The organism is Marinobacter lipolyticus (assembly GCF_018424605.1).
Taxonomy (GTDB): domain Bacteria; phylum Pseudomonadota; class Gammaproteobacteria; order Pseudomonadales; family Oleiphilaceae; genus Marinobacter; species Marinobacter lipolyticus_B.
In genome coordinates this window covers 49,854-67,281 of record NZ_QTKT01000015.1, presented here as the reverse complement: position 1 = coordinate 67,281, position 17,428 = coordinate 49,854, and the positions used below count along the sequence as shown (strand labels likewise).

The 17,428-nt window shown below is 61.6% G+C and carries 18 protein-coding genes; 6 read left to right on the top strand and 12 right to left on the bottom strand.

All coding sequences use genetic code 11. From position 1 onward, the window contains the following. Positions 1-156 precede the first annotated feature (156 nt). Positions 157-798, bottom strand: coding sequence for a ChrR family anti-sigma-E factor (locus DYI22_RS16380; protein ID WP_213479129.1), 642 nt, complete (start codon positions 796-798; stop codon positions 157-159). Further along, entirely contained in the window at positions 795-1,394 is a 600-nt protein-coding gene (locus DYI22_RS16375) for a sigma-70 family RNA polymerase sigma factor (protein WP_213479128.1), read from the bottom strand. Before DYI22_RS16375 ends, DYI22_RS16380 begins: the two co-directional genes overlap by 4 nt. 271 nt (positions 1,395-1,665) lie before the next feature. Here DYI22_RS16375 and DYI22_RS16370 point away from each other — a divergent pair, with 271 nt between their 5' ends. Next, positions 1,666-2,679, top strand: coding sequence for an AraC family transcriptional regulator (locus DYI22_RS16370; RefSeq protein ID WP_228301094.1), 1,014 nt, complete (start codon positions 1,666-1,668; stop codon positions 2,677-2,679). 9 nt (positions 2,680-2,688) lie between these two features. On the opposite strand, the gene speA is transcribed toward DYI22_RS16370, so the two are convergent. Next, entirely contained in the window at positions 2,689-4,605 is a 1,917-nt protein-coding gene (speA, locus tag DYI22_RS16365; protein ID WP_213479126.1) for a biosynthetic arginine decarboxylase, read from the bottom strand. 214 nt (positions 4,606-4,819) lie between these two features. On the opposite strand from speA, the gene speE reads away from it, so the two are divergent. Together speE and DYI22_RS16355 are read left to right on the top strand one after the other, a co-directional pair. Beyond that, complete coding sequence (speE, locus tag DYI22_RS16360) at positions 4,820-5,701, top strand: polyamine aminopropyltransferase (protein WP_213479125.1); 882 nt, start codon at positions 4,820-4,822, stop codon at positions 5,699-5,701. An 89-nt stretch (positions 5,702-5,790) separates the two neighbouring features. Further along, on the top strand, positions 5,791-5,985 hold the full coding sequence (locus tag DYI22_RS16355) for a DUF6316 family protein (protein WP_213479124.1): 195 nt from the start codon (positions 5,791-5,793) through the stop codon (positions 5,983-5,985). 71 nt (positions 5,986-6,056) lie between these two features. On the opposite strand, the gene DYI22_RS16350 is transcribed toward DYI22_RS16355, so the two are convergent. Then, entirely contained in the window at positions 6,057-7,325 is a 1,269-nt protein-coding gene (locus tag DYI22_RS16350; RefSeq protein WP_213479123.1) for an ammonium transporter, read from the bottom strand. A 71-nt stretch (positions 7,326-7,396) separates the two neighbouring features. Then, a complete protein-coding gene (gene glnK / locus DYI22_RS16345; RefSeq protein ID WP_004578958.1) occupies positions 7,397-7,735 on the bottom strand; it encodes a P-II family nitrogen regulator in 339 nt (112 codons plus the stop codon). A gap of 385 nt (positions 7,736-8,120) precedes the next feature. Between glnK and DYI22_RS16340 the strand changes: the two genes are divergently transcribed. The 3 genes from DYI22_RS16340 (at position 8,121) to trmB (ending at position 10,732) form a co-directional block, all read left to right on the top strand. Continuing rightward, the gene (locus tag DYI22_RS16340; RefSeq protein WP_213479122.1) at positions 8,121-8,375 is read left to right on the top strand and encodes an accessory factor UbiK family protein; all 255 of its coding nucleotides are present in this window, start codon (positions 8,121-8,123) and stop codon (positions 8,373-8,375) included. A gap of 42 nt (positions 8,376-8,417) precedes the next feature. Further along, positions 8,418-9,941, top strand: coding sequence for a YifB family Mg chelatase-like AAA ATPase (locus DYI22_RS16335; RefSeq protein ID WP_213479121.1), 1,524 nt, complete (start codon positions 8,418-8,420; stop codon positions 9,939-9,941). 74 nt (positions 9,942-10,015) lie between these two features. Next, complete coding sequence (gene trmB, locus DYI22_RS16330; protein ID WP_213479120.1) at positions 10,016-10,732, top strand: tRNA (guanosine(46)-N7)-methyltransferase TrmB; 717 nt, start codon at positions 10,016-10,018, stop codon at positions 10,730-10,732. Between the two features lie 21 nt (positions 10,733-10,753). On the opposite strand, the gene DYI22_RS16325 is transcribed toward trmB, so the two are convergent. From DYI22_RS16325 to DYI22_RS16295, 7 genes are all read right to left on the bottom strand, one after another. Then, positions 10,754-11,287: a hypothetical protein gene (locus tag DYI22_RS16325; RefSeq protein WP_213479119.1), complete on the bottom strand. Its 534-nt coding sequence runs from the start codon at positions 11,285-11,287 to the stop codon at positions 10,754-10,756. Continuing rightward, complete coding sequence (gene hemW, locus DYI22_RS16320; protein WP_323132932.1) at positions 11,287-12,438, bottom strand: radical SAM family heme chaperone HemW; 1,152 nt, start codon at positions 12,436-12,438, stop codon at positions 11,287-11,289. The genes DYI22_RS16325 and hemW overlap by 1 nt, the downstream gene beginning before the upstream one ends. Continuing rightward, positions 12,435-13,052, bottom strand: coding sequence for an RdgB/HAM1 family non-canonical purine NTP pyrophosphatase (gene rdgB, locus DYI22_RS16315; RefSeq protein WP_228301093.1), 618 nt, complete (start codon positions 13,050-13,052; stop codon positions 12,435-12,437). The genes hemW and rdgB overlap by 4 nt, the downstream gene beginning before the upstream one ends. Then, positions 13,052-13,492, bottom strand: coding sequence for a DUF4426 domain-containing protein (locus DYI22_RS16310; protein WP_213479118.1), 441 nt, complete (start codon positions 13,490-13,492; stop codon positions 13,052-13,054). The genes rdgB and DYI22_RS16310 overlap by 1 nt, the downstream gene beginning before the upstream one ends. Next, a complete protein-coding gene (gene metW, locus DYI22_RS16305; protein WP_213479117.1) occupies positions 13,489-14,094 on the bottom strand; it encodes a methionine biosynthesis protein MetW in 606 nt (201 codons plus the stop codon). The genes DYI22_RS16310 and metW overlap by 4 nt, the downstream gene beginning before the upstream one ends. After that, positions 14,091-15,239 (bottom strand): homoserine O-succinyltransferase MetX, encoded by a 1,149-nt coding sequence (metX, locus tag DYI22_RS16300; protein WP_213479116.1) that lies wholly within the window; start codon positions 15,237-15,239, stop codon positions 14,091-14,093. Before metX ends, metW begins: the two co-directional genes overlap by 4 nt. Before the next feature lie 121 nt (positions 15,240-15,360). Then, the gene (locus DYI22_RS16295) at positions 15,361-17,325 is read right to left on the bottom strand and encodes a dynamin family protein (RefSeq protein WP_213479115.1); all 1,965 of its coding nucleotides are present in this window, start codon (positions 17,323-17,325) and stop codon (positions 15,361-15,363) included. Positions 17,326-17,428: the final 103 nt, after the last annotated feature.

Here is a 17,428-nt window from a genome sequence, read left to right as displayed (position 1 = left end):
TTCAACGCTGGGCGGGAGCAGCAGCGTCTGACTGCGAGGGGTACCTTCCAGATGTCTCATAAAAAAATAACCGCGAGCCATGTCGCGGTTATTTTGCCAGTTTGGGAGGCTGTTTTCACACAGCCTCGGTTGGGCCCCCTTTTTAATCAATATGTGTCAGCGAATGAAGGGATTCAGCATGCGGGTGAACGTTCCGGTGAGTTTTACCGGGGCACTGAGCACCGACAGGGTGATGCAGTCTTCGCAACCCACGGCAACGGGCTTGTGTTCGTCCTGTTCATTGAGGACCACGAAATCCCACTGATTGAACACCCCTTTCTGGTCGGCGAACGCCCCCTGCAGCACAATGGTGGTTTCCTCGCCGCGGTGGGTATGAGCCGGGGCCTTGCCGCCCGCAGCCAGTTTCTGCAGCACCACCTGTTCGCTCTGGCCGGGGAACCGTTCGGAGATGTCCAGTACGCTGACGTCCCCCAGTTGCCGCTTCCACGGCAGGCTGTTGAGATCCTCGCCCAGCAGCTTCTGTAGCGGGCTCATGCGGGATCTGACCTCGGCAATCACTTCGCCGCTGGCGGTGTCGCTGTCGATGCGCGCCAGAATGCTGTCAAACATGCTTTCGCTGACATCGGCCTTGGGCTGCTGCTCCATCATCACCGCGCCCAGACTGTCCAGCGTGTCGACGCGGCTACGGCAGTGCGGACACTGATCCAGGTGAAGCCGGATGCACAGGGCATGTGGCTCGGTCAGGTTGCCGGCGCTGTATTCCATAAGCGTCAGGCTGTCGGGATGATGCCGTGTCATACGTTCTGGTCCTGCAAAATCACTTTCAGTTTGTTCAGTGCCAGGCGAACCCGGCTTTTCACGGTGCCAAGGGGAATGTCCAGTTCGTTCGCCACCATCTGGTGGGACTTGTTCTCCATGTACACCTTGGCAATAACGGTAATCTGTTCTTCCGGTAAGTGGCTCAGCGATTCGCGCACGCGACGCTCCGACATCAGTCGGTGCAGAGAGGTTACCGGCTCGTCTTCGTTCTCTCCGGGAATCTGCCAGAGATCCTCGGTTTCCACCTGCATCTCCGCGCTGGTGCGCCGCATCTTGCGGAGCATATCGATGCGCTGGTTCCGGGCGATGGTGAAGATCCACGTCGACGCCGCTGCCTTGCGCCAGTCGTAAAGGCACGACCGTCGCCAGATCGAGACGAATACTTCCTGAACCAGTTCCTCAGCGTGACTGGCCAGGCCGTTCGCCATGGCGTAGTACTTGATCTGTGGCCCAAAATGCTCGAACAGCGCATGATACGCTTGGCGGTCCTGGTGCTTGCCCACTTTCTCCAGCAGTTGACTCCAGGGGTCTTTGCGGCCCTCGGCGCGTGCTGGTTTCTGATCCAGTGTGGTCACCGGACGCTCCTTGACTGTTGCATGACTTGAGCTTGTTCTGATCATCATTCTATGCACTCGTCGCGGGTTTGTCAGTGAACATATTTACGGGGCGTGGATAAGGACGGATCAGCGGCAAATGTAAAAAGCTGTTACGGCGATACATTGCACAGATGCCGGCATCTGACCGTCGTCAGAGTGATTGCGCCGCGGGCAGAGCAGGGCTAGTCTCATGCTTAAATAATAATCAGAGACCAAGCCTGCCATGAGCGATCCCGGAGCTGCTGGGCCATTGCCTGTCATTCGTGCCCATTACGCGGACATTCTCTGCCAGCTGGCGACGGAGCAGGGCGTCACACGCACGGAGCTGCTGGCGGCGGCGGGCATTCGTGTGTCCATGCTGAGCCACCCGGAGAACCTGATTACGGTTGAACAGTTCACCGCGCTGTGCCGCGAGGCGCTGGCGCGCACGACGCATCCTGGCCTGGGCCTGGAGTACGGGCGACGACTGAAATTCACCACCCATGGCTCGCTCTCCCAGGCGGCGATCAGTTGCGACACGCTGGAGCAGGCGTTAACGGTGCTGATCAAGTATTTCCGCATCCGCTTTGTCTACATGGAGCTGGAATTCTTCACCGAGGGTGACGATGCGGTCGTCCAGCTCCGTCTGTCCCACGAATTCGAGGATCTGTACCGCTTCAATGTGGAGGTGGTCATGGCCTCACTGATGGACGTCAATCAGTTGCTCTTCGGGTCCCGCTTGCTCGACAGCGGTGTGTGCCGGCTGGATTATCCGGAGCCGGCGCACGGCGCGCTCTATCGGGCGCTGTTCGGCGACCGGGTCAGTTTCTCCGCCGGTGCCAACCAGCTGCGGTTCCACAAGCAGTTCCTGGACCTGCCGATTTCGCTGTCGAACCCGGTTACCCGCCGCGTGGCAGAGGCCCAGTGCGAGGAGGAGATGCGTTCGCTGGAGGCGGCCACGTCGGTGTCGTCACGGGTGCTGAGGTTGCTGGAAGCGGTCAAGGGCGGGCGCTTGCCGGATCTGGAGTCGGTCGCCCGGCAGATGCAGGTGTCCTCACGAACCCTGAGGCGCCAGCTCAGCCGTGAGGGGGTGCGCTATCAGGCGCTTGTCGAGACCATTCGTCACCGACGCGCGCTGGAGCTGCTGCGCCGCGGCCAGCTCAGTATTGATGACATTGCCGATGGCCTCGGCTACAGCGATCCCTCCAACTTCGGTCGTGCGTTTCGCAAATGGGAGGGGGTGTCGCCAACGGCATGGCGGGCACGGTACCTGCGTGAGCGCTAACGGCCGGCGCTATTCCTCCAGGTAGGTGTAACCTTCAAGCCCGTTTCTCAGCTCACCCAGCAGTTGTGCCTGTTCCTCGATGGCAAGGTCACTGGCTTCGAACTGCCGCTGGTAGGATTGCAGCAGTGCCGCTGGCTCAAAATTCACGTAGCGCAGTACCTTCGCCACCGTGTCACCGTGGATGGCGTCGCTGACCGTGTAGTGCCCGCCCTCAGTGCGGTGGACATCCACCGAATGGGTGTCGCCGAACAGGTTGTGCATGTCGCCGAGAATTTCCTGGTAGGCACCCGTCATGAAAAAACCCATCAGCAGTGGATCGCCGTCTTTCTCCTCCGGCAGGGGTAGCGTGGTTTCCACGCCCTGGCCGTCGACGTACCGGTCGATGCGGCCATCGGAATCGCAGGTGATGTCCTGGATGACCGCACGGCGGCGCAGCGGGCGGTCAAGGCCATTGATCGGCATGACCGGGAAGATCTGGTCGATACCCCAGACATCCGGCAGTGACTGGAACAGGGAAAAGTTGACGAACAGTTTCTCCGCCAGTTTTTCGTTGAGCTCGTCGATGATCTCGCGATGGGCGCGGTTGCCGCTGTCCAGCCGTGACCGCAGCAAGCGGCAGCAGCTGGTGTACAGGGTCTCGGCGTTGGCGCGCTCGGTCAGTGACAGCAGGCCGTGGGCGAACTGAGCATGAACGTCTGCCATGGCATGCAGAACGTCATGGTAGATCTCCGCCAGGGACCGGGGCGACTGCTCGTCCTTCAGGCTCTGCAGGTCCCGCCACAGATCCAGCAGCGGTGCGCTGGCTTCTGCCGCGGGCGGTGTGGGTTCGCGGTGGTCGGGCGCCTCGCGGTCAATCACGTTGGTCACCAGTACCGAATGGTGCGCCGTCAGCGCACGGCCGGATTCGCTGATCAGGTCGGGATGGGGAATGCCGGCGCGGTCGCACTCGGCTTGCAGCACGTGAATGACGTTGTAGGCGTATTCGTGCACGCTGTAATTCATTGAGCAACTGCTGCGGGAGCGGGTGCCCTCGTAATCCACGCCCAGGCCTCCGCCGATATCCACCGTGCCCACCGGCGCGCCGAGCTGGCGCAACTCGCTGTAGAAGCGCGCGCATTCGCGCAGCCCGGTCTGGATGTCGCGGATGTTGGCAATCTGGGAGCCCAGGTGGAAATGCAGCAGCTGAAGGGCGTCCAGCGCCTTGGCTTCGCGCAGGGTGCTGACCACATCCAGCACCTGGCTGGCTGACAGGCCGAACTTGGATTTTTCGCCGCCGGTGTTCTGCCAGTTGCCCTTGCCGATGGTCGCCAGCCGGGCCCGCACACCGATCAGCGGGCGGATGCCCAGGCGGCGGGCCTCCTCCAGGATCAGTGGCAGCTCGGACTGCTTCTCCACCACGATGAACACCCGGTGCCCCAGTTTCTGGCCGATCAGCGCCAGGCGGATGTATTCGCGGTCCTTGTAACCGTTACAGACGATGACCGAGCCGGCCTGGTGGGACATTGCCAGTACCGCCATCAGCTCGGGCTTGCTGCCCGCCTCCAGGCCGATCTGGTGGTTGCTGGCCGCCGGCTCCGCCCGTAGCAACTCTTCCACTACCCGCCGTTGCTGGTTCACCTTGATCGGATAAACTGCGGTGTAACGCCCCTTATAGCCGTGCTCGTCAGCCACGCGGTTGAAGGCGCCGCAGAGCTTGTTGACGCGGTCGTGAAGGATGTCGGTGAAACGGATCAGAACCGGCAACTGGATGCCACGGGCGGTCAGGGTGCGGGTCAGTTCCGGCAGGTTAATGCTGCCCCCGTCCTCCCCGTGGCCCCGCTGCGGCTGGATCAGCACTTCGCCGCTGTCGTTCACATCGATATAGCCATCGCTCCAGTGAGCAATGTTGTACACCTTGTGGGCGGCGCTTCCGGTGGCGTGAGTCATGGTGCGAGTCCTGTGCTGAATCCGTGCCGGGCGATCGCCGGCGTATGGGCGCCATTGTATGGATTACTCGCGCCAGCTAAAAGAACCGCCTGAGTAAAATTCGCCGTTCCCCATGCGCTATAGTGCTTTAGCTGAGGGCCAAGCACCCCTACAATACCGGCAAAACCGATGAGGCGCGCTGAGCGCCGGCTGCAAAGGATATGGGAGGCACGCAATGACGGCATTGAACGAAGGCTGGTTTACCGAGGTATTCCAGGATCAGGGAACGGCGTTTTCCCTGCAGGTGAAAAAGAAGCTGCATGAGGAACAGAGCGAGTTCCAGAAGCTGGAAATCTACGAAACCGAAACCTTCGGGAATCTCATGGTGCTGGACGGCTGCGTGATGCTCACCACCCGGGACAACTTCCTCTACCACGAGATGATGACCCACCCGGCGCTGTTCACTCACCGCGACCCGAAAAAAGTGGTGATCGTCGGCGGTGGCGACTGTGGCACGCTGCGGGAGGTTCTCAAGCATCCCGGTGTCGAGGAAGCCTGGCAGGTGGAGATCGACGAGCGGGTGACCCGCCTGTCCGAAAAATACTTTCCGGAGCTGTGCGAGGCCAACGACGACCCGCGCGCCAACTTCTTCTTCGGCGACGGCATTCAGTGGATGCGGGATGTGGAACCTAACAGCATCGATGTCATCATCATCGACAGCACCGACCCGGTGGGTGCCGCGGAAGGCCTGTTCGCCCTGGATTTTTACCGCGACGCCATGCTGGCGCTGCGGGAGGGCGGCATCCTGGTCCAGCAGAGTGAATCGCCGCTGCTGCACACCGACACCATCATCAGGACCATGCACAAGGATATGCAACAGGCGGGGTTTGACCACATCCGCACGCTGCCGTTCCCGCAGCCGGTCTATCCCACCGGTTGGTGGAGTTGCACCATGGCAGGGAAAGGCAAGCCGGTGCAGTACTTCCGAGAGGAGGACGCGGAACAGCGGCCGTTCGTCACCCGTTATTACAATGCCGGAACCCATCACGGGGCGCTGGCCATGCCGCAGTTCATGGTGGATGCGCTGGAAGATCGGGTTATTCCGGGCGAAGCCTGAGGGTTGTCGCATTTCCGGGATCTTTGGCTAGACTGAAGGGTGATCAATTATTGATCGGTAGCCGTTCAGTTGTAGCCGGAGAGATTGATATGGATGTTCGAAGAGGTGAGCAGGAGCGACACTGGTTTCGCAGTGATCGATTTACCACGATCAATGGGCAATGGTTCTTTCAGACCCGCGAGGGCTCGTTTGAAGGCCCGTTTGATACGGTGAATGAGGCACAGATGGAGCTGCTGCTCTATTTGCGCCACTCGGAAGACGATGGCTTTCGCAATGCAATCTAGGTTCTGCCTGGTTGCCAAACAAAAGGGGCGCTCCGTGGAGCGCCCCTTTTGCATTTCCAGTTCAGCAACGGTTACTTGCTGCTGACAAACTCCGGGTAGGCTTCCATACCACACTCGGACAGATCCACACCTTCGTACTCTTCTTCTTCGGTCACGCGGATGCCGACGACTGCCTTGAGAATGCCCCAGACAATCAGGCTGGCAACGAAGACCCACACAAAGATCGTGATGGCGCCCACAATCTGGCCGGTGAAGGTAGAATCACCGTTGGTGATCGGTACCAGCAGCAGGCCAAGCAGACCGCACACGCCGTGGACCGAGATGGCGCCGACCGGATCGTCGATGCGCAGCTTGTCCATGGTGACGATGCTCAGTACCACCAGGACACCGCCCAGTGCGCCGAACAGGGTCGCAGTCAGGGCTGTCGGGGTGGAAGGCTCGGCGGTGATGGTGACCAGACCGGCCAGTGCACCGTTCAGCAGCATGGTCAGATCGGCTTTACCGAACATCAGTCGTGCGGTGATCAGGGCCGCGATGGCGCCGCCGGCGGCCGCCGCGTTGGTATTCAGGAACACCATGGCCACTGCGTGGGCGCTGGATACGTCGCCCAGCTTCAGGACAGAGCCGCCGTTGAAGCCAAACCAGCCCATCCACAGGATGAAGGTACCCAGTGTTGCCAGCGGGAGGTTGGCACCCGGGAAGGCGCGGATCTCGCCATTCGGGCCGTACTTGCCCTTACGGGCGCCCAGCAGCAGGACACCGGCCAGAGCCGCAGCAGCACCGGCCATGTGAACGATACCGGAACCGGCAAAGTCACTGAAACCGAGGTCACCAAGGGTGTACATGCCGAACACAGAGGCACCGCCCCAGGTCCAGGCGCCTTCCATCGGGTAGATGAAGCCGGTCATCACGACTGCAAAGACCAGGAAGGCCCACAGTTTCATACGCTCGGCAACGGCACCGGAAACGATGGACATGGCGGTAGCGACAAACACCACCTGGAAGAAGAAGTCAGACGCACCGGAGTAGATGGAACCACCCTCGAAGCCGCCTTCACGGCTGGCGAATTCGCCCATCACGCCACCGACGTCAACGTCGCCCATGCCGGAGAGGAAGATGTTGCCACCGTACATGATGGCGTAACCGCAGATCAGGTACATGGTGCAGGACACCGCGAACAGTGCCACGTTCTTGGTGAGAATTTCCGTGGTGTTCTTGGCGCGAACCAGACCGGATTCCAGCATGGCAAAGCCAGCTGCCATCCACATCACTAATGCGCCACACACCAGAAAATAAAAGGTATCTATAGCGTACTGCAGGTGAAAGATATTGCTTTCCATTTGAAGCCCTCCGCACGAGGCTTTTCAGGTTATAAGTTTTTTGCGTTGGCTATCGGTAAGTCAGACTGTGATCAGACCGCTTCCTCGCCGGTTTCGCCGGTCCGGATACGAATCGCCTGTTCCAGTTCGGTCACGAAGATCTTGCCGTCACCGATCTTGCCGGTGTTGGCCGCCTTGGTGATGGACTCGATAACCTGGTCCAGCAGGTTGTCGCCAATGGCCACTTCCACCTTGACCTTGGGCAGGAAGTCCACCACGTATTCCGCGCCACGGTAGAGCTCTGTGTGGCCCTTTTGCCGTCCGAAGCCTTTCACTTCGGTAACGGTTACGCCTTGCACGCCAATCTCGGATAGTGCCTCACGGACATCATCCAATTTGAAAGGCTTGATGATCGCTGTCACAAGTTTCATTGCTTTCTCCTTGGTAAAGCCGTCCCAACAGTGAGGGCCCCCTGGCCGTTTGTGTTGAGGTCGGGATGCTGCCACCTCGCACACCAATGTGCGGATTGCGTACAAGGCTTATAGCATCGGGTGTGCCAACGCAAAAAATATCTTTAAATACAGCAGGTTGATAAACTGCCGCTCCAGTTTGGAACATTATGCTGCACCAAAAAAGAGCAGACGGGTGGGCGGCGAGCCAAATTGGCGCACCGCCTCAACCGTTCAGCGCCGCCATTATACTGCGGACGGGCTACAGTATGGCAGGGCCTGCGATGTGTTACACTCCCGCGGGTCTGTCACGGGCGGCGAAAGGCCGGTTGTGATTGGGATTTGTCGATGCCAGAGAGGTGATGGCGTGAAAGGACCGCAGGATTTTCTGACCCAGCTGCAGGGGCAGTTTGGCCAGTTTGTACCCGACATGGCCCGCGCGGCCAGAGAAGACTTCGAAACCCAGGCAAGGGCCACCGTCATGTCCGTGCTGGCGCGCCTGGAACTGGTAACCCGGGAAGAGTTCGACGCCCAGCAGGCGGTGTTGCTGAAAACCCGCGAAAAGGTCGAGGCGCTGGAGAAGCGCGTGGCCGAGCTGGAGAGCCGTTTGCCGAGCAACTGATCCGGCCCGGACATCTCAGGAATCTGACCACGGAAGGTCGTTATGTTAGCCATAGTTCATTCCCGCGCCAGCATTGGCGTGTCTGCACCGCCGGTCACGGTTGAGGTGCACCTGTCGGGCGGATTGCCCGCGTTATCCATCGTCGGCCTGCCGGAAACCGGCGTCCGCGAAAGCAAGGAGCGGGTGCGCAGCGCTTTGCTCAATGCCGGTTTCGAATTCCCCGCCCGTCGTATCACCATCAACCTTGCCCCCGCTGACCTGCCTAAAGAGGGCGGGCGCTTCGATCTTCCCATTGCCCTGGGGATTCTGGCGGCGTCTGGGCAGATCCCGGCGGACAGTCTGGCGGATTGCGAGTTTCTCGGTGAGCTGTCACTGGACGGTGCGCTCAGGCCGCTCAAGGGCGTGTTGCCCGCCGTGCTGGCCGCCCGCGCCGACGGCAGGCGACTGCTGGTGCCCCAGGCCAATGCGGCGGAAGCGGCACTGGCGAGCCGCAACGATGTGCTGTCAGCCGCCCATATACTGACGGTGTGCGAGCACCTGTGCGGTCGCGCCACATTGGTGCCGGTGCCTGCGTCGGAGCTGGACGATGACAACCAGGCCGGGGCGGATCTGGCCGATGTGAAAGGCCAGCGGGTGCCGCGCAGGGCACTTGAAGTGGCCGCTGCCGGCGCCCACAACCTGCTGTTTTTCGGCCCACCGGGCACCGGCAAAAGCATGCTGGCGAGTCGTTTGCCGGGCATTCTGCCGCCGCTGACCACCGAGTCGGCCCTCGAGGTGGCCAGTGTGCACTCGGTCGCCGGGCTGGCGGAGCGCCGGGGCGGTTGGCGCCGACCGCCGTTTCGCTCGCCCCATCACTCGGCCTCGGCCGTCGCCATGGTGGGTGGCGGCAGCAGCCCGAGGCCGGGGGAAATCTCTCTTGCCCACCGGGGCGTATTGTTCCTCGACGAGTTGCCGGAGTTCGAGCGTCGGGTGCTTGAAGTGCTGCGGGAGCCGATGGAGAGTGGCGAAATAGCCATCAGCCGGGCGGCACGCCAGGTGACCTTCCCGGCCCGCTTTCAGGTGGTGGGTGCGATGAATCCCTGCCCATGCGGCTATAACGGCCACCCGACGATTGAATGCCAGTGCACGCCCCAGCAGGTGATGCGATACCGCGGCAAGGTCTCGGGGCCCCTGCTGGACCGGTTTGATCTGCACGTTGAGGTGCCGGTGCAGGGCCCGGACGTCCTGATGCAATCCGGCGGCGACGGCGAACCGAGCGCTGTGGTTCGTGACCGTGTCGCAATGGCGCGGGAGCGTCAGTTGCACCGGGGTAACATCAACGCGGCGCTGGGTGGTGCGGATCTGCACCATCATTGCCGGCTGGATTCTCAGGGCGAGGCGCTGCTGTCGGGGGCGCTGGAGAAGCTCGGGCTGTCAGCACGGGCACTGCATCGGGTGCTGCGGGTGGCGAGAACCCTGGCGGATCTTGAAGGCCACGAGCGCATTGCCTGTGGTCACCTGGTGGAGGCCCTGGGTTATCGCAAGCTGGACCGCCAGCAGTCCCGTAACTCGCTGGTATCAACCTGAGACCACGCTCTCTGGTAAACTGTCGGCCACTGTATTCAGAATCACTATCCGCTGCCTGCGGTTGAGGAAGACCGATGACCGATGAAAAAGATCTGACCCAGGACTCGCCTGTCACCACTCGCCGTGGCATCCGCAGTTTCGTGCTGCGCCAGGGCCGCATGACCGAAGGTCAGAAAAAAGCCTATGAGCGCAGCTGGCCGGTATACGGGCTCACCCGTGAGCACGGCATGATCGATCCGCGGGAAGTGTTCGGCCGCGACGCCATGCTCAACCTGGAAATCGGCTTTGGCATGGGGAAATCCCTCGCCGACATGGCGGAGGCGGCGCCGGAGCAGGATTTCATCGGGGTGGAGGTTCATCTACCTGGTGTCGGCGCGTTACTGAAGGAAGTGGAGGACCGGAAGCTGGAGAACGTCCGGGTATACGCCATCGATGCCAATGACGTGATTGACCTCTGCCTGCCGGACGCCTGTCTGGACCGGGTAATGGTGTTCTTCCCGGACCCCTGGCACAAGAAGCGCCATCACAAGCGCCGGCTGGTTCAGCATGATTTTGTGCAGCGCATTCGCCACAAACTGCGCGTGGGCGGAGTGCTGCACCTGGCCACCGACTGGGAGAACTACGCCGAGCACATGATGGAGGTAATGGGTGAGGCGGAAGGCTTCGCCAACGCCGCTGAACCAGGCCAGTTTTCGCCGCGCCCGGATGACCGCCCCATCACCAAGTTCGAGAAGCGCGGGGAGCGATTGGGCCACGGTGTCTGGGACCTGCTGTTTCACCGCACCAACTAGTCGAACCCTGCCGGCCGGGCGTCACCCGTGTGCGAGCGGGTGACGCCGGGCGGCGCGAATGATCACCAGCCCCGCCAGCCCGAGCATCAACCCGGTAAACTTGATCAGCGCGCAGATGGTCGCCGACAGGCTGAGGCTGTCTGTCGGTGGATTGAGGTTGCTGAGCAGCAGGATGTTCTCAACGATATCGCTGATCCCGGCGGCCACGAACAGCGCCCTGACCCAGCGAGCCACATTGCGCTCGCGCACCCCGGGCCGATCCCGCATCAGCTGGTTGGTCACCATGATCAGGGTGAGCACGTAAACCGGGACGAACAGGAAATCCAGCCACAACGACAGGTGAGCCCAGACCATGGCGTCGCCGCGCCAGCTTCTGAGGATCGCCATCGAGTGATCAGCGGTGGCCGCCAGCTGGTAGCTGACAATGCCCTGGGGGGCGGAACCGGTTTGCAGCGGCTGATTGATGATCAACAGGATCACCAGCATCAGTCCGGTGAGGATCATGCCCAGTTTCAGTTTGCGGGGCAGGGACCGGATAGTCGTTGCAATGTCCATTACAGAAAACGCTCCAGCAGGCTGTTGAGGTATCTCTGGCCCAGATCTGTGGCCTGGATACGGTCCGGGACCAACAGCTTTTCCTTCCGTAGTTGTTCAAGTTTTACCGCAACTGTCGCCAGGGGTAAACCGGTTCTTTCGGTGAACAGGGACTCGCTGACCCCATCGTTGAGCCGCAGCGCATTCATCAGAAATTCCAGCGGCAGATCCTCCGGTGCGATGGCCTCGGATCCGGCGGTGCGGCTGCCAATACGGTTAAGATAGGCCGCCGGTTGGCGGGTTTTCCAGTAGCGAACCACCGACCCCGGCCGGGTAATCTTGCCGTGCGCGCCGGCCCCCAGTGCCAGGTAGTCGCCGAAGGTCCAGTAGTTCAGGTTGTGGCGTGAGGCCATGCCGGGCTTAGACCAGGCGGACACTTCGTAATCGTGGTAGCCATGGTTGCGGAGGTAGTCGCCGCCCTGCCGGTAGATTTGCCACAGGCGGTCATCGTCGGGCAGTGCCGGCGGGCGGCTGTAGAACTCGGTGTTGGGCTCCAGGGTGAGCTGGTACCAGGACAGGTGGGGCGGCTGCCATGACAGCGCTTCCCTCAGGTCGGCCAGCGCATGTTCCGGGGTCTGCCCGGGCAGGCCATGCATCAGATCCAGGTTGAAGTTGTCAAAGCCGGCGCGCTTGGCCGCGTCAATGGCCCGGCGGGCCGCCTGGTCATCGTGAATCCTCCCCAGTACCTGCAGATGATCGGCGTTGAAACTCTGTATACCCAATGACAGGCGGTTGATCCCGGCGCCGCGGAAGCCTTCGAACCGACCCTGCTCAAGCGTGCCGGGATTGGCCTCAAGGGTGATTTCCGCATCGGTGGCAAAGTCCAGGCGTTGCCGCAAGTCCTGAAACAGCCTCTGGTAAAACTCCGCCGACATCAGGGAGGGCGTGCCGCCCCCGATGAATACCGTCTGAATACTCCGAAGCTGAACCAGCGGCAGATCCTGATCGAGATCCTCCAGCAGTGCACGGAGGTACTCGTTCTCCGGTATTTCGCCACTCAGGGCGTGGGAATTGAAGTCGCAATAGGGGCACTTGCGGACACACCAGGGCATGTGCAGGTAGAGGCTCAGTGGTGGTAGCTGTGCCGCTGGTCCGCCCGGGGTGTCACTCACGGGGTACTGGCTCCGGAGCGCAGCTGGGTCAGAAGCTGGGCCAGCGCCCGGCCGCGATGGCTGATCCGGCCTTTCTCCTGGCGAGTCAGTTCTGCCGCGCTGCCGCCGGTTTCCGGCACAAGAAATACCGGGTCGTAGCCGAAACCGCCGTCTCCCTGCACCGTTCTCAGAATGCTGCCGGGCCAGCAACCGTGGCAGATAACCGGTGTGGGGTCATCGGCGTGGCGCAGGTACACCAGCACGCAGTGAAACTGGGCGCTGCGCTTGTCGTCCGGTACGTCGGCCAGGGCCTCAAGCAGCGCCTGCACGTTATCGCTGTCGCTCGCCTGCTCGCCGGCGTAGCGCGCTGAACGTACGCCGGGCGCGCCACCGAGGGCGTCCACCGCCAGTCCGGAATCATCGGCCAGCGCCGGAAGTCCGGTTTCCCGGGCGGCATGGCGGGCTTTCAGGATGGCGTTTTCCACGAACGTCACGGCGGGCTCTTCGGCTTCGCTGACGCCCAGTTCACCCTGGGCCACCGGCTGCAGCCCCAGTGGCCCGAGCAGGTCGGTGAGCTCGGCAATTTTACCTTTGTTGTTGCTGGCGATTACCAGCGTGCGGTTAATGTCAGTCATCAGTCGTTGAACAGCGTGTGGGCGAAACGGATCGGCAGGTCTTCGCCACTGCCGGTTGGTCTTGCGGTGATCTGAAAGGTCATCAGCTCTGCCGAGCGGTACTGGTATTCCGCGATGAAGTAAACGGCCTCGCCCTCCTGGATACGGCGAAAGCCGAGGAACCGGGCCTGCTGAATGTCGTTCAGGACCTTGCCCTCCACCTGCCCGGACACCGGTTGCAGGCCGCCGTTTTCGCCCTCACGCATGATCGCGATGTTGACGATGCCGATGCCCTTGCTGCGGTTAAGGTTATTGGCCTGCGCCACTTCGGCGCTGAGAAAGGTGCTGGGGAAGACACTGTAGTGAACCTGAAATTCACCAAAATTCTTGGAGCCGGCGTGGGCACCGAGGGACATCAGGCAGAGCAGGGCGGCACTGAGCCAGTGTTTGACGGTGTTCATTTGGGGTTCTCCCGTGTGATGCGGTAAATGGCAATCTCACCCAACATGTTGGGCCACAGGCGGGCAAGCCAGCTGTTCTGGTGTTGCCCGTCAACCACCCGCCGGCTCTTGATGCGGATACGCTTCTGCCGGCACAGGGCTTCGAAATCCTTGAAGGTGCACAGGCGGATGTTGGGGGTGTTATACCATTTATACGGCAGGGCGTCGGATTCGGGCATCCGTCCTTTCAGGGTCAGCCCCCAGCGCAATCGCCAGTGGGCGAAATTGGGGAAGGTCACTATGCCTTCGCGGCCCACCCGCAGCATCTCATCCAGCACCATGTCGGGGCGACGCACGGCCTGCAGGGCCTGGGTCATCAGTACGGTGTCGAAGGTCTGATCCTCGAAATTGCCGAGGCCCTGGGTGTCGAGGTTCTGCTCGATCACCGCCACCCCGCGACCCATGCAGGTGGTGATGTGGTCAGGATTGATCTCCAGGCCAAAACCGCTCGCACCGCGTTCGCGCTGCAGGAAATCCAGCAGGGTGCCGTCGCCGCAGCCCAGGTCAAGCACCCGGTGGCCAGGCTGCACCCACTGCTGGATGATCTCCAGATCCGGTCTCATGCGCCCACCTCCCTGGCCACGCGGTCCATGTAAGCGGTGAATATATCGGTGTACCTCGGCGTCGGTATCAGGAAGGCGTCGTGGCCCCAGGGCGCATCGATTTCCGCGTAACTGACCCGTTTGCGGGCGGCAATCATGGCGTTGACCATTTCTTCCGAGCGGGCCGGGGTAAAGCGCCAGTCGGTGCTGAAAGACAGCACCAGAAACTCACAGCTGGCACCGGCAAGCGCTTTGGACAGATCGCCGCCGAAATCGTAGGCCGGGTCGAAATAATCCAGGGCCCGGGTCATCAGCAGATAGGTGTTGGCATCGAACACTTCGGAGAAGCGTTCGCCCTGATAGCGCAGGTAACTTTCCACCTGGAATTCGGCGTCGTAACCAAACTTGTACGCCTGATCCCGCAGTTCCCGGCCGAATTTCTCACCCATGGAGGCGTCGGACAGGTAAGTGATGTGGCCGACCATCCGTGCCAGCATCAGGCCGCGTCGCGGCACCGCGTTGAAATCACTGTAGCGGCCCTCGTGGAACTCACGGTCCGAGGTGATGGCCTGGCGCGCCACTTCGTTGAAGGCAATGTTCTGGGCAGTCAGCCGCGGCGTGGAGGCGATCACCACCGCGTGCTTGAGTCGCTCCGGGTAATCGAGGCTCCATTGCAGCGCCTGCATGCCGCCCAGGGAGCCGCCCACCACCGCCGCCCAGCAGGCGATGCCGAGCCGGTCCGCCAGCAGCGCCTGGCTCTGTACCCAGTCGCTGACGGTGATCACCGGGAAGTCCGGGCCGTAAAGCTGGCCGGTGGCCGGATTCACGCTGCTGGGGCCGGTGCTGCCGTGGCAGCCCCCCAGATTGTTGAGGCTGACAACAAAAAACCGGTTGGTGTCGATCGGCTTGCCCGGACCAATGCAGCTGTCCCACCAGCCGGGTTTGCGTTCATCCATGGTGTGGTAGCCGGCGGCGTGGTGATGGCCGCTGAGGGCGTGGCAGATGAGCACGGCGTTGCTGGCATCGGCGTTCAGTGTGCCGTAGGTTTCGATCACCAGATCGTAGCTTTCCAGCGTTTGCCCACACGCCAGGGTAATGGGCGCGTCAAAATGTAGCGTCTGCGGGGTGACTATCCCGACAGAATCCGTTGGCAGGGAATCGGGCATCGGCGCGACAGGTTCCTGGTTCGGTCAGTGAAAGTCTGGAACAACACAGGGATAAGCGGTTGCCAGCCCAGCAGTTTAAAGGCCGGCCCCGGCGGCTGCAACCGCCGCAGAGCCGGGCGCCTCAGACGGCGCCGGAGATATTGACGACTTTCTGCTGGATCAGCGTTGGCGCGGGTTTGCGGATCTGACGCTGCATGGCGTCGGCCAGTTCCAGCTGGCGCCGCAGATCGGTGATGGTGTTGTGCAGGCGTTCCCGTTCTGCGCGACTGTCGCGGTTGCTGCGTACCATGTCCCGCAGGCGGCGGATCTGGTGCTCCAGCAGCTGCTTCTGTTCCATCGAGTACTGCATGATCGGCAGCAGCGCTTCGGACGGCCAGCGTTCCACGTCAGCGCGGGTGCGCTGGTGCAGGGTGCGGGCCTCGTTCACCATGACGTTGAAGAACCGGCGCACCAGCACGGACTGTTCGGTCAGCAGGTTTTTCGGGTTGATGCGGAAACGCCTGGCCTTCTTGCGCAGCTCCCGCAGGGCAATCACGTGCCGGCCGGAGCGCAGCGGAATGGGTTCCAGGTGACGTGCGCGGGTGTCTTCGTTGTAGCGGCGGTAGATGGCGCCTACCATTTTCTCCGCCAGCCGGCCCTCGCTCATCAGGTTGTTGAGATCGCTCTCCAGCAGCTCGAAGAAGTGATCCATGGCGCGGTTCATGCCCGCGGTGGTCCAGCTCTTGGACATGGTCCGGCGGACTTTGTCGGCGTGGCCGTCGAACCGTTCCTCACTGACCAGCTTCTTCAGCATGTCGCCCTGGGAATCCATCAGCCGGCGACTGGAGCGCAGGGTGATCAGTTTCTTGTAGTAGAAGTCGTAGTCTTTCTGCGCCCGGTCGGCGAGACGGCGCAGCGCGGCCTTGTCCATGGTGGCGCCGGAGCAGGCCTGCAGTTCTTCCTCAAGGGCATCCAGGCGGGTCTGCATGGCGGCCTGGCTGTTCTGCAGCATGCCAAGGAGGTCGTTGATCAGGCTCTGGGTGATCAACTGTTCCTTGTGCATCAGGATACGCTGGATGATCAGCTGCTCCAGTTGCCCCAGGTTGGAGCGTTCGAACAGGTCGGTGTTATTTTTGACCCGGGCCACCAGCCCCTGCTTGGCAGAGAGGGGAATCACGTCGTTGTGACGGATGCCCAGATGATCGGCGGTATAGCTGCGAACTTTCTCGATGGCATCGTGGGTGTGCTGGTCGCCCTGCAGGTCGTCCCACAGCACGTCGATTTTGTTGAGCACGGCAAAGCGGCCGGCGCGGTGATCGGCGTGCTCGGTGTCGATGTGCTCTTTCCAGATGGTCATGTCGCTGGCGGTCACGCCGGTGTCGGCGCTGAGCAGGAAAATCACCGCATGGGCTCGGGGCAACATGCTGATGGTCAGCTCCGGCTCGGAACCCAGGGCATTGAGCCCGGGGGTGTCGAGAATGCGCAGGCCGCGCTCGAACAGCGGGTGCCGTATGCTGATCTGGGCGTTACGCCAGGCCGGGACCAGAACATGGCCCGGGTTGTTGCGATCGTGCTCGAGCATGTCTTCGTCGAAGCCGAGTTCGCGCGCTTCCGCCGGGGATACGCTTTTGACTCGCGCCACCTCGGCGAGCACTTCCCGCATGATGTCCGGGTTGCGCTCATCCAGGTCATGTTTGACCCAGCGTTCCGGTTGCTTGCGCAAATCCTGAAGCGACAAATCACCGGTGCGGGTTTCTATGGGCAGCAATAGCAGATAGTTGGCGTTGGCAGTGCGATCGAAAAACAGCTCGGTCGGGCACATGGTGGTGCGTCCGGCCTGGGACGGCAGCATGCGCTGGCCATACTCGGAGAAGAACAGGGCGTTGATCAGCTCGGTCTTGCCACGGGAGTACTCGCCCACAAAGGCGATGGTCAGCTCGTCTTCAATCAACAGCTCGAGACCGTGCCGGATACGGCCGCTAACGTCCTCTGAGAACAGGTTGTTGTCCTGCAACCACAAGCGGTATCGGCCGATCTGACGGATCAGTTCTTTCTTCCAGTTGTGGTAGGCCTCTACCTGCTGCGACAGAGTTCCTTGTTTGTTCATCGGAATTTCCTTCTGCGCGACTTCCGGGTAACGGTTTTATCGGAGCTATAGTAGCCCAACTGCCAGGCGATTCTTCGCCAGGGCAAGCGGGTGTGTATAACAG